9 protein-coding genes are annotated in these 16,066 nt (G+C 74.8%); 4 read left to right on the plus strand and 5 right to left on the minus strand.

Features of this window, described 5'->3' with window-relative positions:
• The 4 genes from AC5LSR_RS09585 to AC5LSR_RS09600 form a co-directional block, all read left to right on the plus strand.
• Positions 1 to 2,479: baseplate J/gp47 family protein (locus AC5LSR_RS09585; RefSeq protein ID WP_493468365.1), on the plus strand; the 2,479-nt coding region annotated here is incomplete at its 5' end.
• On the plus strand, positions 2,476 to 5,196 hold the full coding sequence (locus AC5LSR_RS09590) for a baseplate J/gp47 family protein (RefSeq protein WP_493468366.1): 2,721 nt from the start codon (positions 2,476 to 2,478) through the stop codon (positions 5,194 to 5,196). The genes AC5LSR_RS09585 and AC5LSR_RS09590, both read left to right, overlap by 4 nt.
• Positions 5,193 to 7,586: a hypothetical protein gene (locus AC5LSR_RS09595; RefSeq protein WP_493468367.1), complete on the plus strand. Its 2,394-nt coding sequence runs from the start codon at positions 5,193 to 5,195 to the stop codon at positions 7,584 to 7,586. Before AC5LSR_RS09590 ends, AC5LSR_RS09595 begins: the two co-directional genes overlap by 4 nt.
• Before the next feature lie 60 nt (positions 7,587 to 7,646).
• On the plus strand, positions 7,647 to 10,616 hold the full coding sequence (locus AC5LSR_RS09600) for a DUF6519 domain-containing protein (protein WP_250281608.1): 2,970 nt from the start codon (positions 7,647 to 7,649) through the stop codon (positions 10,614 to 10,616).
• 153 nt (positions 10,617 to 10,769) lie between these two features.
• Here AC5LSR_RS09600 and AC5LSR_RS09605 read toward each other — a convergent pair whose 3' ends face one another.
• The 5 genes from AC5LSR_RS09605 to AC5LSR_RS09625 all read right to left on the minus strand — a co-directional run bounded on the left by AC5LSR_RS09605 (position 10,770) and on the right by AC5LSR_RS09625 (position 16,042).
• Complete coding sequence (locus tag AC5LSR_RS09605; RefSeq protein ID WP_250292252.1) at positions 10,770 to 11,666, minus strand: LuxR C-terminal-related transcriptional regulator; 897 nt, start codon at positions 11,664 to 11,666, stop codon at positions 10,770 to 10,772.
• 113 nt (positions 11,667 to 11,779) lie between these two features.
• Positions 11,780 to 12,121, minus strand: a complete 342-nt coding sequence (locus AC5LSR_RS09610; RefSeq protein WP_250292250.1) for a hypothetical protein — start codon at positions 12,119 to 12,121, stop codon at positions 11,780 to 11,782.
• 441 nt (positions 12,122 to 12,562) lie between these two features.
• Positions 12,563 to 14,767 carry a DUF6182 family protein gene (locus tag AC5LSR_RS09615; protein ID WP_493468368.1) on the minus strand — a complete coding sequence of 735 codons (2,205 nt, stop codon included), beginning with the start codon at positions 14,765 to 14,767 and terminating at the stop codon, positions 12,563 to 12,565.
• Positions 14,764 to 15,420, minus strand: a complete 657-nt coding sequence (locus AC5LSR_RS09620; protein ID WP_250292246.1) for a hypothetical protein — start codon at positions 15,418 to 15,420, stop codon at positions 14,764 to 14,766. The genes AC5LSR_RS09615 and AC5LSR_RS09620 overlap by 4 nt, the downstream gene beginning before the upstream one ends.
• Positions 15,421 to 15,481: 61 nt before the next feature.
• Positions 15,482 to 16,042 (minus strand): SAM-dependent methyltransferase, encoded by a 561-nt coding sequence (locus AC5LSR_RS09625; protein ID WP_493468369.1) that lies wholly within the window; start codon positions 16,040 to 16,042, stop codon positions 15,482 to 15,484.
• Positions 16,043 to 16,066 lie beyond the last annotated feature (24 nt).

The raw sequence follows: 16,066 nt of genomic DNA on the forward strand, positions 1-16,066 counted from the left end.
CCCCCTCGGCCCGAGCGGTCCCGTCGGCCCAGTCGGCCCAGTCGGCCCAGTCAGCCCCGTCGGTCTGCACAGCCCCGTTGACCATGTTGTCGTCGAGGTGGACCGGGCCGGTGACTTCTCGCCGTACACGCTGCGTATCGACAGCGAACATCTCGACCCCGCCTACGCCGTCTGCGCGTTCAGTTTCAAGGCCGGCTGCCCGAGCCGCTTCGACTGCGGGCCGACACCCGGCGAGCCCGCGGCCACCGGCCCGTCGCCGGTCGTCGACTACCTGGCGAAGGACTACGCGAGCTTCCGGCGCGCGCTGCTCGACCGGTTGGCGCTGCTCGTCCCCGGCTGGACCGAACGCGAGCCGGCGGACGTCGGCATCGCCCTCGTCGAGCTGCTCTCCTACGTCGGCGACCAGCTCAGCTACTACCAGGACGCGGTCGCGCGGGAGGCGTTCCTATCGACCGCCCGGCAGCGGATCTCCGTGCGCCGCCATGCCCGGCTCGTCGACTACCGCATGCACGACGGGGCGTCCGCCCGCGTCTTCGTCCACGTCGACTGCACGGGCCCCGCCGGCCCGGGAGCCGGCGCCGGTGCCGGGACGTTGCCGGCGGGCACCCGGGTGCTGCCGGCGCTGGACCGCCCGCTCGGCCGGCGTGTCCCGCCGTACCCGGCGCTGCTCCCGGCGGACGTGGCCGCCGACGCCGTCGAGGCCGCCGCCGCCGTCTTCGAGACCGTCACGGACCTGGCACTGCACCCGGAACTCGGGACGATCGACATCCACGCCTGGGGAAGCCTGGAGTGCGCGCTGCCGGCCGGCGCGACCGCGGCGGACCTGGTGAACGCGGACCCGGTGAACCAGGCCGCCACGACCACAGGGACGACATCGCCGGCCGGGGCGACGCTGCCGCTCGCCGTCGGGGACCTGCTGCTGTTCGAGGAGATCCGCGACCCGGTCACCGGGCTCGCCGCCGACGCCGATCCGGCCCACCGCCAGGTCGTCCGGCTCACCGCCGTCGAGTCGGCCACGGACCCGTTGGGGACGACCGGCGCGGACGGCAGGTCCGCGCCGCTGGCGCTGACGAGGGTCCGGTGGGCCGACGCGGACGCGCTCACCTTCCCGCTGCCGCTGTCGGGCCGCACCCCGGACGGCACGCCGGTCGCGCCCCTCGGCGTGGCGCGGGGAAACATCGTGCTCGCCGACCACGGCCGGACCGTGACCGACACCGGCGGGCCGGCCGGCATCCGCACCGGCCCCCGGCCGTACCGGTTCCGCCTCGACCGCGGGCCGCTGAGCTTCCGCGTGCCGCCCGGCGACCGGCGCACGCCCGCCGCCGCGCTGCGTGACGTCGACCCGAGGCAGGCCGAAGCCCAGATCAGCCGGCTGACGACGTCCACCGGCCCGCCGCCGCGGGGGTGGCAGCCGGCGCCGGGAGGGGATCTGCTCACCTCCGGCCCGTTCGACCGGCACGTCACCGTCGAGACCGACGACGAGGGGCGGGCCGTCGTCCGGTTCGGTGATGGTGGGTGCGGGGCCGCCGCGCCGGACGGCGCCGTCATCGACGTCACCTACCGGATCGGCGTCGGCCCCGACGGGAACGTCGGCGCGGACACGCTCGTCCACCTCGCCCCGCCCGCGGCGGAGCCCGCGCCTGCCTCGCCCGCGCCTGCCTCGCCCACGTCTGCCCCGTCCACGGCGGAGCCGGAGCCGGCCGAGCGCGTGCCGCTGGCTGTCGCGGGCTCCGGCGTGCCCGCCGAGCCACCGTCGGGGATCATCCGGGTGCGCAACCCGTTGCCGGCATGGGGCGGGGCGGCACCCGAACCGGTGGACGTGGTGCGGGCGCTCGCCCCGGCCGCGTTCCGGGCCACGCAGCTGCGGGCGGTCACGGCCGCGGACTACGCCGAGGTCGCGATGCGCCTGCCCGAGGTGTCCCGCGCGGTCGCAGACTTCCGCTGGACCGGAAGCTGGCACACGGTGTTCCTCACGGTCGACCCGGCGGGGCGGGCCGAGCTGTCCGACGACCTGGCGGCGCGGATCGCCGCGTTCGTCGGCGGGTTCGCCCAGGCCGGCTACGACCTGGAGATCCGGGGGGCCTCCCAGGTCCCGCTCGCGATCGACATCGACATCTGCGTCGCCCCCGGCCACCTGCGCGCGGACGTCGAACGGGCGCTGACCGCCGAGCTCGGCACCGCCGCGCTGCCCGGCGGGCGGCGCGGGCTGTTCCACCCGGACGGGTTCACCTTCGGCGAGCCGCTGACGCTGGGCCGGCTCTACGCGCGGGTGTTGGACGTGGCCGGCGTCGCCTCCGCCGACGTCCGCCGGTTCGCCCGGCTGCACGACGACGACCCGGACCCGGACCGGCCGGTCACCGCCGCCAACCTCGACCGCGGGTCCGTCGAGGCCGGCCCCCGGGAGGTCATCCGGCTGGACAACGACCCGGACCGGCCGGAGAACGGCGTGCTGCGCCTCGACCTCGGCGGTGGCCTGTGAGCCCGCCCCCGAACCAGCCGGCCAACCGCCCCGGGCTGGCGAGGATCGACTACCGGATCGGGGACCATCCGGCGTTCCTGCGGGAGCTGCGGCGGGCCGTCGCCCGGCGGCCCGAGCTCGCGGGCTGGACGTCGCGCGCCCCGGACGACGCCGGCATGGTCCTGCTCGACCTGTGGGCGTACGTCGCCGACATCCTGACCTTCTACCAGGAGCGGATCGCCACCGAGAACTACCTGCGCACCGCCGTCCTGCCGGACTCGGTGCACAGGCTGGCCGGCCTGCTCGGCCACCGCCCCCGGCCCGGGGCCGCCGCCACCGTGGACCTGGCGTTCACCGTGGCCGACGACGGGCCGGCCCTGACGCTGCCGGCGGGCCTGCGGGTACAGAGCAGACCGGCGGGGGGCGGGCCGCCGAAGATCTTCACCACCGACGCGCCGGTCGACGCCGACGCGCGGCTCAACACCGTCCGCATCGTGCCCGCTCCGCCCGCCGGCGGCTTCCCGGCCGGTGGCCCGCCGCCGTGGCCCGACGGCGGGCTGCTGCCACCCGGAGCGCCGGTACCCGATCCGGGGGCGACGTTCCTCCTGGTGCCCCCCGCCGCGTCCGCGCCGGCCGGGATCAGGGCCGGCACCGGGACCGGCACCGAGGTCGAGCTGAGAACCGTCGCCGCCGTCGAGACGGTGGACGACGGGGGCGAGCCCCGGACGATGATCCGCTGGTCGACGCCGGTCCTCACCGACTACGCCGGGTGGGCGTTGCACCCACTCGGCCGGTCGTTCCGCCTGTTCGGCCACGCGGCGCCCGGCAGCGTCAACGTCTCGACTCCCGGGATGTACCCGGCGGGAGCGTCCGCGCTCCCGACGGTCGGCTGGGCGTCCTACGGCACGAATTTCGCGGTGCCGACAGACGCTCGGAGCATCGAGCTCGACGCGGCGCCCGGCGACCTGGCCGCGGGATCGACGATCGCGGTCGTCAGCCCGGCCACCTCGGTCCCGGCCACCTCGGTCCCGGCCGGTTCGGTCCCAGCCGGTTCGGGCACGGTCCTGCGCGCGCTCTTCCTCGGGCCGGTCGGCTCGGTCACGGCAGGCCAGGCCACGGTCGGGTCGGCCACGGTGACGTCCTTCTGGCCGCCCGGGTTCACGGCGTTACCGCTCCCGGCCACGTCGACGGCCACACCACCGTCGACGGCCACACCACCGTCGGCGGCCACGTCGACGGCCGCGCCACCATCGTCGGTCGCCGTCGAGGAGGGTGTCGCGGCGCGTGTCACCCTGGCCGGCGACCGTGGGACGGACGGGCCGCTGGACCGGCGGACCGCGATCGTCCACGAGATCACCGGGCCGCCGGTCATGCTGACCGGCCGGGTCCACGACGGGCGGATACCGGCCGGCGCCACCGACGTGCACGTCCTGCTCCCGGCCGCGGCGGGCTTCACCCGGGGGCGGCGGATCATCATCGACGACGACGACGACGACGCCCGGCCGCACGCCGCCACGATCGTCCGGGCGACGCCGACGCCGACGCCGACATCGACACCGGTGGTGCCGACGGTGCCGACACCGGCCGGGCCCGGGTATCTGCGGCTCACGATCGACCCGCCGCTGCCCCGCGAGCTTGACGGGGCGAGCGCGGCTCTGCGCGGCAACGTCGCGCCCGCGTCGCACGGCGACGACGTGCTCGCGGACGTGCTCGGCGACGGTGACGCGTCCGCCGCGTTCCAGGAGTTCCCGCTCGCGCGCGGCCCGCTGATGTTCCGGCGGTCGGCGGGGGCGCCCGGCGGGATCGCGCCGATGCTGGAGATCGTCACCGGTTCGACCGTGTGGCGGCCGGTCGGCACGCTGCACGGCACCGGCCCGTCCGACCGCGTGTTCGTCCCCGACGTCGACGCGGAGCGGGCCACGACCGTCCGGTTCGGCGACGGGGTCACGGGCGCCCGGCCGCCGACCGGGCGGGGCAACGTCGTCGCCCGGTACCGGTACGGCGACGCGGCCGACGGCGACGTCGCCGCGGACCGGCTGACCGTGGCGCTGACCAGGCCGGTCGGGCTGACCGGCGTGACCAACCCGCTGCCGACACAGGGCGCGGCCCCGCCCGAGGACCCCTCCGAGACCCGTCGCCTCGCGCCGGCGAGCGTGCGGACCTTCGACCGGGTGGTGTCGCTGCGTGACGTCGAGGAGGCCGCGCGGGCGTTCCCCGGCGTCGGCAAGGCGCGGGCCAGGATGTTCTGGACCGGTGAGGAGCACGCTGTCGCGCTCACCGTGGGTGGTCGCGACGGGGCGGTCCTCACCGGCACGCGGCTGCTGGCGGACCTGACCGCCCACCTGGCGGCCCGCCGTGACCCGAACCGGCGGATCGACGTCGGCGGCCACGAGCCCGTGGACGTCACCGTCACCGCCACGATCACGCCTGCTCCCGGCCGGGTCGCCGAGACCGTGCTGGACGCGGCGCGCGTCGCGCTGCTCGCGGCGTTCGCCTTCGACGCCCGCGACTTCGACGAGGACGTCCACCTCAGCACCGTCTACGCGGTGCTCGCCCGGGTGGACGGCGTCGAGCGGGTCGACGTCGAGCGCCTCGCGGGGCCGGCCGGGAAGCCCGTCCGCCGCGTCCCGGTCGGCCCGGCCCAGCTCGCCCGGTTCGCGGCACCGGCCGACGCCGACGTTCGTCTCGCGGGCCGCACGGTGCCCGGCGGCTCCGCCGGAGAAGGGACCCGACCATGACCGACGACGAGCCGATCGACCTGATGGGCCTGCTGCCCGCGCTGTACCGGCTGCGGGACGCCGAACGCGGCGGCCCGCTCGCGGCCCTGCTCGAGGTGATCGGCGAGCAGGTCGACGCCGTGCGCGCCGACATCGGCGGGCTGTGGGACGACATGTTCGTCGAGACGTGCGCCGAATGGGTCGTCCCGTACATCGGCGACCTGCTCGGCACGAGCCCGCTGCACGAGGTCGCGACCCGCCGGCGGGCCGACGTCGCCAGGACCATCCACTACCGGCGCCGCAAGGGCACCCTCGCGATGCTGGCGGAGCTGGCCCGGGACGTCACCGGGTGGCCGGCGCACGCGGTGGCGTTCGTCGAGTCCCTGGCCTGGAACCAGCACCTCGACCACCTCCGGACGCGCCCGGTCCCGCCCGAGGCGGACCCGCGCCGGCGCGACCCGTACGCGCTGGCCGGGGCCGGCACCGTGAACCTGCGCGACGCCGACGCCGCCGACCGTGTCGGCGGCCCGTTCGACACCGCGAGCCACACCGTCGACGTCCGGTCCCCGATCACCAGCGCCGGGGTCGACACCGACGTCCGCACGTCTCACCAGGGGTGGTACGGGATCCGGACGCTGGGGGTGTTCATGTGGCGGCTGGCGGCGTTCCGGCTGGTCGGGCTGACCCCGGCGCCGGTCATGCCGGCCACCGGGGCGGCGGACGATCCCGGCTGCTTCGGATGGGCGCTGAACCCCCTGGGCAGCCCGGCGCCGCTGTTCACCCATCCTCGCCCGGAGGCCGGCCCCACCGGGCTCACGGCCGAGATCCACGTGCCCGGGCCGATCCGGCCGTGGGCGATGTGCCGCCGGCCCGGCGACTACTACGGCTTCGACGACGCCTCCTCCGTCCATCTGGTCCGCGTCCTGCCGAACGGGGAGCGCAGGCCCGTGCCGGCCGGCGCGATCGTCGTTCGTGACCTGTCGACCTGGGAGCGCCCACCGCCCGGCAAGGTGGCGCTGGACGTCCGCCTGGGACGGGTGACGTTCCCGGTCGGGCAGGCGCCGGCCCCCGGCGAACTGGAGGCGGCCGCCACCCACGGCTTCCCCGCGCCGCTGGGCGGCGGCCCGTACGACCGGCGCCGCCCGCCCGCGCCGCCCGGCACGCCGGGCTCGTCGGGCTCGTCCGGCGCGTTCGACCCGTTCGCCGGCCCGGACACGCTCGCCGACCCGGACGCGCTCGACGTCCTCATCGAGGTGCCGACACCGGCCGGCCCCGACGGCCCCGCCATCACCACGATCGGGCAGGCACTGGCCGCCTGGCGGCCAGCCGTGCACCGCCGGGCCGTCATCCAGATCAACGACAGCCGGACGTACACCGAGGACCTTCGGCTCGACCGGCCCGGCGCCGAACTCGTCATCCAGGCCGGGCCGGGCTGCCGGCCCACGCTGATCGGCGACGTCGTCGTCGGTGGCTACGGCCCGGACGCCACGCTCGAGTGCAACGGCCTGCTGATCGCCGGCACGGTCACGGTGGACGCGCCGCGCCGGCTGGTGCGCCTCGCCCACTGCACGCTCGTCCCGGGGCGCCGGCTGAGCCCCAGGCTCGCTCCCGAGTCCGGCCGGCCGCTCTTCCCCGCGGAGCCGAGCCTCGTCGTGACCGATGCGGCGGCCGGGGCCCGGGTCGACGTCGACCGGTGCGTCACCGGCCCGCTGCGGGTCACCGCCGAGGCGGCATCGCTGTCGGTGAGCGACAGCGTGGTCGACGCGCCATCCGTCCCCGGGGCGGCCCGGCTGCCGGCGGTCGCGGGCCTGCCCCGGAGCCCCGGGCCGGGCGGCACGCCGCTGGTGGCCGTGCCCGGGCCGCCGGCCCGGCTGGTCCGCACGACGGTGTTCGGCGAGGTGTGCGTCCGTGAGCTCACCCTGGCCTCCGAGACCCTGTTCACCGCGCCGGTGGCCGCCGAGCGCCGGCAGCGCGGCTGCGTCCGGTACAGCTACCTGCCGCCCGGGTCGACGACACCCCGCCGCTACCGCTGCCTGCCGGACGACGCGCCGGCGGCCGCGGGCAGCGTCACCGGGACCGCCGGGACCACGGAGACCACGGGGACCGCTGGGACCGCTGGGAGTACGGGGAGTGCCGGGGCCGCGGGGAGCGCCGGGGCCGCCGGGAGCGCTGGGGCCGCCGCGATCCGGGCGCGGCCGGTGCCGGCGTTCACCTCCACCCGCTACGGCGACCCCGGCTACGCCCAGCTCGGCCTGGCCTGCGCGGACGAGATCCGGACCGGCGGCGAGAACGGCACCGAGATCGGCGCCTACGCGGGTCTCGGACAGCCCCAGCGCGAGGCCAACCTGCGCGAACGCCTCGCCGAGTACGCCCCGTTCGGCATGGCGGCCCGGCTGATCTACGTGACCTGACCCGTCCGGTGACCGGTGACCCGGTGACCGGTGACCTGCTGAGAGGAATCGACGCTCGCGATGAAGGGCGACTTCACCCGCTTCACCTTCGACCCTCGTGCCCACAACCGCGGGGTGCTCACCCAGCAGGGCCGGGTCACCCTCGACGCCGACTGGAACGAACACGTCGCGATCGTCGATCACCTGGACCGCACCCGGGCCACCGACGTGATCGGCCCGTCCGGCGCGCCCCGGGACAACGCGGCCGGCCTGGTGACACCGCTGACCCGGTCCAGCACCGGCACCGGCACCGGGACCGTGCTGGACTACGGGGTCACCGCCGGGCGGATCTATGTGAACGGCCTCCTCCTCGAGCTCGGCGCGCCCCCGGCCGCCGTCGCCGGCGTGCTGGTATCGAGCGGACCGCCGGCGACCACCACCGTCACCCTCTCCGCCGGGGAGGGCCGGGACCTGCTGCCGGCCGCCGCCCAGGGCTCGGCCGCCGCCGAGGGCTTCTGGGTCGAGCTGTCATCGGCGTCGCCGGTGGCGTCGACCAGGCCCGAGGGGCCGTTCTACTGGGCCACGGAGGCCGTCGAGACCGCGAACGGGCAGGTCAGCGTCACCCTGGAGGGCGACGCGGGCGCGTTGCGCCCCGGCCCCGCGACGGGAGCGGTGCTGCTCCGGCGTGCCCTGACGTACCGTGGTCAGCCGGACCTGCCGGGTCCCGAGCCGATCGCGCTCCCGAATCCGTCCGACCCGCTTGGCCCATCACTGCCCGTGTCCGACGTCGTCTACCTCGACGTGTGGACCAGGCACGTCACCGCGGTGGAGGACCCGAGCCTGCGGGAGGTTGCGCTGGGTGGCCCGGACACGGCCACCCGAATACGGACGGTAGCCCAGATCCGCGTCCAGCGGGTGAACGCGGGGTCGTTGAGCTGCGCGGACGACCTTCCCGGCTGGCCGCCCGAGGCGAGCGGCGGCCGGCTGACCGTGGCGTACACCGAGCCCGAGGAGCCGCCGCGCCCGTGCTCGTTCACCGTCGACGGCGGATATCGCGGCCTGGAGAACAGGCTGTACCGCGTGGAGATCCACCGTGGGGGCCCGCTCGGCGGAGCGGGCGTCACGCATCCCGCGACGTTCGTGTGGTCCCGCGACAACGGGGCCGTCGTCTTCCCGATCGACTCGTTCGAACCCGGCGCCGGCCCGCCGCCTGCGAGCACGACGACGGTCGTCCGGCTGGCGCGCCTCGGCAAGGACCAGGCGCTGACCGTGCGGAAAGACGACTGGGTCGAGGTCCTCGACGACGCCACCGAGCTGGCGGGGAGCCCGGGGGCGTTACGACAGGTGGCCGACGTCGACGAGGCGGCCCGGACCGTCACGCTCGCCACCCCGGTCGTCGCCGTCCCCGCGGGACAGCATCCCAGGCTGCGGCGCTGGGACGTCCCCGCGTCGGCGACCGGGAAAGCCGCCCCGACGGTGGACGGCGACGGCAACGGCCTCGGTGTGCCTGTGGACGCCGGGCCGATCAGCCTTGAGGAGGGAATCTCCGTCAGCTTCTCCGGCGGGGCCTTCCGGACCGGCGACCACTGGACGTTCGCCGCCCGGGCTGCGACGGCGTCGGTGACCGAGCTGACGCAGGCCCCGCCAGCGGGAATCACCCATCGTTACCGCAAGTTGGCGCTGGTCGAGTGGAGAATTACGGGCGACAACGAGCCGCCGGCGGCGGCGGTGACCGACTGCCGGGACCTGTTCCCCCCGCTCACCGACATTCACGCCGCCGACGTCCGCGTCGAGGACTGCGCGAGCCGTCCCCTCGGGGTCGCCGACCTCCAGCAGGTGTTCGACGCCCAGTGCGCCCAGCGGGCCCTGCGCTACGTCTCCGGCGACGGTCAGGAGAGCCGGCCGGGGCGGCCGCTCCCAGGGAAGATCATCGTCGGTGTCGAGGACGGCTTCGGCCGTCCCGTCCCCGGCGTCCTGGTCACGTTCGGCCTGACCGGCGGCGGGAGCCTCGTCCGGGACGGCGAAACCATCCCGAACGACAACAACGAGCACCTGACCGACGGCGACGGGCGGATCTCCCTGACCTGGACGCTCGGCGCCGACGCCGGCACACAGACCGTCGAGGCGTACCTGCCCGCCACGGCGAGCACCGCCGCGCCGCCCACCGCGCGGCTGCCGGTCCGCTTCCGCGCGCTGGCCGTCCGCAACTTCCTGCGGCTGCGGGCCTCCGGTGGCGACGGCCAGACCGGCCGGCGCAACGGTGAACTGAGCTGTCGCCTCACGGTCGCGGTCGAGGACGCGGACGGCCAGCCGGTGAAAACGCGGATCAGGTTCACCGCGGACATCAGCGGTGACAGGGTGCGCGAATATGACGGCGACCCGGGACCGAACGCGAACACCAATCCGCTCGCGAGCTCCGTGGTGGTCACGAGCGGTCATACCGGCGCGGCCGGCCTGGCGGAGGCCGAGTGGGTGTTCGGTGACAGCAACGCCGCCTGCCACCAGGTGACCGCGACCCTTGAGGACTCCAGGTTCCCCGCGGCGCTGCCCGTCCACTTCCGGGCGTCCCTCGCCGCGGACGGCCCGGTCCCGCCGGCCGGCCCGAAAATCCGGGACAAGAACTGGGCCGTCGGCGAGAAGAGGCCCCTCGACCTGTTCTTCGGGAAAGAACCGCTGCGTGTCACCTTCACGGAACCGATGGACGAAAGCACCCTCAACCCGGGATCGTTCGTCTTCACGATCGAGCATCCCTTCCAGGCCGTCGAGTTCGGCACCTCTTATCAGGGCCTGCGAAGCACCATCCTCGTCGGGGACCTGGAGGCCGCCGGCGACGACACCTGGACGTTCAGCCCACGTCTCGTCCCGGACGGCCTCGGTGCCGACGCCGTCCAGCGGCTGATCCAGGGCTGGACCGAGCTACAGGGCCGGCTCGGCGCAAGCCGCGAGGGAGTCCGGTGCCGGGTGACGCTGAAGGGGAACCTGATACGCGGCGCGGGGGGAGCGGTGCTGACAGGTGACGACCTGGACACCTGGTTCTGGGTCGTTCCGTAGGCCACGATCCCCGACCCGCCGGTCATCATCGCCGGTCCGCCGGTCAGGATCCCCGGCGTGACCGACGTCATCCTCCCACCGGGAGCATCACGCCGGAGGGGCCGCGGGGCTGAGCGCGGGCGGCGCGCACCGGTCAGCCGCCCGGCCGGGAGCTCACCGGGCGGGGAGGATCTCGCGGGGACCGAGGACGCGGCAGATGCCGTCGCGCCGGTCGATCCCGAGCTTGGCGAGAATGTTGTGGACGTGGTTCTTCACGGTCGCGACGGAGATGCGCAGGCGGGTGGCGATCTGCTTGTTCGCGTAGCCCTGGCAGACGAGGACGGCGACCTCGATCTCCCGCCGGGTGAGCCGCCCGGGCGCCGATGCCGTCTTCCACGCGGGCTCGGCCGCCCGCACGGATCCCGCTTCCGCCGCATCCGGAGCCGCCGGCCCCGGGGACGTGCCTCCCGTCGTCGCCGCGTCCCCGGCCGGCGAGCGCTCCTCCGGCTGGCAGCCCTCGGGAGGGCAGGGCAACGCCAGGGCCGGTCCCGAGGCGGGGGCTTCCGGTGGAACGGCCGTCGCCGGAGCGGCCGTCGGGGCAAGACCGGCCTGTGGACGTTGCGCGTGGACAAGGGGATCCGTCCTCGCGAGCGTGGCCAGCCGCCGGGCGAGGCCGGCCGCGACGGCCGGCGAGCACGGCATCTCGCCGTCGGCGACACTCAGCACCGTGTAGACGAGATCGTCGAGATCGGCATCGAGCGGCAGGTAGCCGACCGCGCCGGCCTCCGCCCAGCGGACGACGTCGCCGGTCCGCGTCTCCGGCAGCCCGAGCACTATGACCCGCGCCCTGGGTGCGGCGATCAGTAAGGCTCTGACCAGTGGCGCCGGCGTGCCGGCGGGCGGGTCGAGCAGGATCACGTCCGGGCGGAGCAGGCCGGCGGTCCTGGCGGCCAGGGCGACGTCGGGCGCCGCGCCGACCACCGTGATCGGGTCGGCGTCGAGCCACCGGCACAACCAGTCGCGATAGAGCCGCACCGCGGCGACGACGAGAACGCGGACCGCCCGACGCATGTCCGCGTCCGACAGCCCGGTCCGCGATCCCCTTGCCGTGGCGGCGGGAGCGTCGCCCGAGTGTGGCGCCGTCGTGAAGTCGTCAAGGAGCATGGATATGGCCCCGTCCCCCGTCACCAATGGCTTTCAACGCGGGACCGATCGGCGATCGTGATCCGCATCTGTACATTCTTGCCCAGATCGACCCACCGTATCGGCGCATCTCTCAAGGCCGCGTCCCCGGCCGGGCGGTCACGCGTGGGTGCCGGAAACCGGAAACGATCAACAGCCGGGCTGCCTGTCGGGGAGCCTCCCTCGAACGGTGTTTCCGGTCCGACACGCCGGGCCCGGTCCGGGCGGCCGAGGATCGAGCGTTCGCCGCCGGGACTGCGCGGGTCCAGCACGGCGTGCCTGTCGAACGTGAGTGTCTCGATCCCGACCAGCCGGTACACCCAGTTGGCGTCGGTGGTGGGCACCTGCTGCCGGCCCGGCGGTATGTAGGGTCTTCGCGGCTGGCCAGAACCTGTAGCCGGACGACTACAGGGCCGGCGTCCGCAGGGTGACGGTCCGCGACTCGGCCGCGCCGTCGCGGGCGCGGTCGGCGTGGCACTCGTCGCCGAAGTGCCAGATCAGTGCCAGATCAGTGCCAGGACGGGACTCTGCTGGTACCCAAGCCGCAAGGCTGCCAGACGGTTCACGGCTGCGTCGGGTCATCATCGACTGGCGGATCTCCGCGGATGTGGAGGGCCGGCCGGGTGGCCGGTACGGCCGGGTCCTGTGTCGGCGGACGAGCTGGCGGCACACGCGACAGCCATGCGGCGCATCCAGCTGCCGTCGTGGCCGTCGACACGCCCGCGTCCGCTCCCGTTCCGCCGGGACCCAGCCCGACCGGACGCAACAGAGCCCCGCCGTCTCTGTCACGCGTCATCTCGCGGTATCCCGTATCCGGGGGTGAGGATCGCGGCCGGGTCGAACCGTGCCCGCAGGGCTTGGCGGCCAGGCCACTGCTGGCCGAAGTGGGCCCGCCAGTAGTCCGGTTGCGTCGGCACCGCGTTGATCGGGTAGACGGTGCCGCCGAGGGCGACGGCCGCGTCGCGCGTCGCCCGGTTCGCCTCGACGAGCGCCGCCGCGCCGGCGGGGTCGTCGGCACGGCCGCCGCGCAGAACCGACAGGACCCACACGGGGCCCGGTCCGGCCGGCATCGGGATCGGCGTGGGCGACCCGTCGGCGTTGCCGGGGTGGATGGGAAACAGCAGGCCGACCAGCCGGGGTTCAGCCGGTCCGGTGAGCCCCCGGGGAGCGGGGCCGCCGAATACCGATGCGGCCAGCGTGGACACGGTCGCGTCGGGCATGAGCACGGTGAGCCAGGCGTGCGGTTGGAACCACTCCCCGCTTGCCCGCGCTGCCGCCTCCGCCGGGGCCATCCGATGGACGAAGTCCCGGTAGGAGCGGGCCTCGGCCTGCCGGCCGGTCCCGGTCCCGGTCCCGGCAGCGGAGCCGGTCGCCGTGCCGGGGGCATGATCGTGGTCGGAGCGGGGGCCGTACTCGTACACGGCGGTTTCGACGGCGTACTGCCACCTGTCCGATGCGGCCAGCAGCACATGTCCCTGCAGAAAGTCGGGTCCGTCGTCGGCCGCGAGCCGTCGCAGTACGGCGAGGCAGCGATCGAGGCTGTGGTGCGCTCGCAGCCCGTAGCGCACCCGACGCGGCGCCGGCACCGTGCGAAGCGTGGCAGCGACGATCAGGCTGCACTGGCCGAGCCCACCGAGCACCCCGTGGAACAGGCTCCGGTCACGGGTGGGCGAGCAGGTCAGGAGCTGCCCGGTTCCGGTGACGACGGACAGTTCCGCGACGTTGTCGATCTGCAGGCCGTGGCGGTGGCTGGCGCCGCCGATCCCGCCGACGCTCAGGGTGCCGCCGACCGAGGTGTCCACCACGTCGGTGAGCACCGGTACGGCCCGGCTGCGCCCGAGCGCCGCGTCGACGACGTCCGCCCAGCGCGCGCCGGCCTGTGCGCGGATCGTGCTCGCGGTCACGCCATCAACCCGGTTCAGTCCGGACATGTCGACGACGAGGCCGTCCGCCGCCTGCGCCTGCCCGTACACCGAGTGTCCGCGGCCGCGAGCGGTGAGGGTGCACCCCATGTCGAGCGCCAGCCGGACGGCCCGCACGACATCGCTCACGCTCGCGGCCCGGAGCACGGCCCGGGGACGATGGTGGACGAGATGGCCGAAGTCGTCGGCCGCCCAGCGAAGGCTCGCATCGTCGCGGGTGAGGACCCCATCGAACGATGGCGCGGCGGCTGGCGGAGCTGGGGGACGGAGGGCGGCGTAGGCGCGCAGCCGGGGCTGGTCCGGCCGGCCCGGCTGACCGGGCCTGCCGGACCAGCCGGAGTCGTCGGAGTCGTCGGACCCGCCGGGCTGGTCGAGGTCGATGCGCAGGGCAAGAATCGACCGGTCCGTCGCCGCGATGTGAGGCACCGGCCGTAGCGTCAATCGGTCGCCGGGGCCGATGCGGCCGCCCAGGACCGCGTCCGCCAGCAGATGGTGCAGGTGCACCAGCGCGCGGGACGCGGGGACACGTGCGGTCGCGATCTCCACGACCAGTTCCCGGCATGGCCGGGGCGCGGCGTCGGGCCCTTGTGGGAGGTCGATACGCCGCACTGCCTGGTCGGTGGCCAGCGGGCGTGACGCTTCGAAGGTGCGCAGCAGCCGGCACAGGCCGGTGTGTGCCGCTGCGGGGGCCGGCCCCCGCCAGGCGTAGGGCCCGGCGACATGGTCGAACGTGAACCGTTCGCGCAGGTTCGCGGGGCTGCCCGCCAGGAAGATCGTCATCGTGAGGGACCGTTGCCAGGCCGCTGCCTGGTCTGACGGTAGGGCGAGCAGGAACTCGCAGGCCGCGCGTGTCCAGGCGGCGAGGTCGAGGCGGCCGAGGACGGCGACGGCCCGCACCGGTGGGTCGTCCGGCGCTGTGCGCACCGCCTCTCGCGCGGCGAGCAGGCCGGTGATGCTGTCCAGGTCGAAGCGGGGTGCCAGGTCCGGGCGGGCCGCGCGGAAGCGGGCGGCGGCTCTCGCGCGCAGCAGTGCCTGTACGTCGCCGGCCGGCGGCGCGTCGCCGGTCACAGGTACGCCTCGGACAGCAGCTGCCTGGTCGGCGCGGGCCGTCGCCGGCCGAAGGCGTGGGAGGTCAGGCGGTAGGGATCGATGTACAGGTGACGGCCGCGGTGTCGTTCGAGCAGTTCGAGCAGCTCGGACCGGCCCGGCGGGTCGGCTGGTTCGCCACCGTGCCCCGGGGCCGGGCCGCCGCTGTTCTCGCACAGCCGTTCGGCGCGTGCGACGCAGTGGCGCAGCAGGTCCTCGCGCAGCGACTGCTCCGGCCCGGGGCCGAGGATGGCGATGAAGTACAGCCTGTAGCGGCGCACGGTGGCCCCGGCCATCTCGAGCACGTGGGACAGCAGGCGGTAGTCGGCGTCGAGTTCGGGATCGTGGGCCAGCACGATCTCGTCGTGATCGCCGGCCAGCGGCAGTAGCTCACGCAGGGCGCAGGCCAGGTAGTTGGGTCGGCCGTCGGCGGCGACGATCTGGCGCAGCGGCTGGCCGGACCGGGTCAGGTCCAGGTGCACGGGGCCGCCGTGGGCGCGCAGGTCGACCAGAACGCCCAGCTCGGCGAGCCGGTCGAGCACCGCGGCCAGATCCGCCCCGGGAGGCACATGGGCCAGCAGGCCCGGATCGTGCATTCCCAGTATCCGGTACTGGGTCTGCCAGGCCCGCAGCACGCGGACACTGGCCGGGTGGACCCAGCCGTGCTCCGCAATTCTCCGGTTCGCGCGACATCGGTTACCTGCGTTCCGCGGCGATGGCGAGATAGTCGATGCTGCGCTCGCGGTAACCCTCGAGGAACGGTGCCTCCACGCCGGTGCGCAGCGACGACCGTTCCCGCAGCTCCCAGTAAGGAATCGCCGCCTCGGTGTGCCGCGCGACGTGGAAGGGGACCAGTCCGTGGGCGGCGAGCGCGGTGAAGTAGGCGCTGCGCGGGTGCATGGCGCAGCGGTAGTGCGCGTCGATCTTCCGGGAGGCCGGCGACCGGGGGTCGACGGCGTCGTTGCGGCACCAGGTGACCGCCACGTAGCGTCCGCCGGGGCGCAGCAGCCGGGCGAACTCGCCGAACACCTCGTCGATGTCCACACACATTGTGGTCTCGTTGGAGACGATCGCGTCGAACGACTGGTCGGGGAACGGCGTATGGGCCATGTTCGCGAAGTGGAAGCGGACCCGGTCCGCCCATCCGCGGCGGCGCGCGATCCGCTCGGCGAAATCGATGTGGTGGCCGCAGTAGTTCACTCCGTCCACGCGGCAGCCGAAGCGTTCGGCAATCATGAAGGACGCGGAACTTGTCAAGATTTTTTAGGCAAGATTCTTTGT

The sequence above is a fragment of the Protofrankia sp. CiP1_Cm_nod4 genome (assembly GCF_982290645.1).

Coding starts and splice junctions, on each gene's coding strand:
- AC5LSR_RS09600 (WP_250281608.1), top strand. CDS start 7,647: ATGAAGGGCGACTTCACCCGCTTCACCTTCGACCCTCGTGCCCACAAC.
- AC5LSR_RS09605 (WP_250292252.1), bottom strand. CDS start 11,666: ATGCGTCGGGCGGTCCGCGTTCTCGTCGTCGCCGCGGTGCGGCTCTAT.
- AC5LSR_RS09595 (WP_493468367.1), top strand. CDS start 5,193: ATGACCGACGACGAGCCGATCGACCTGATGGGCCTGCTGCCCGCGCTG.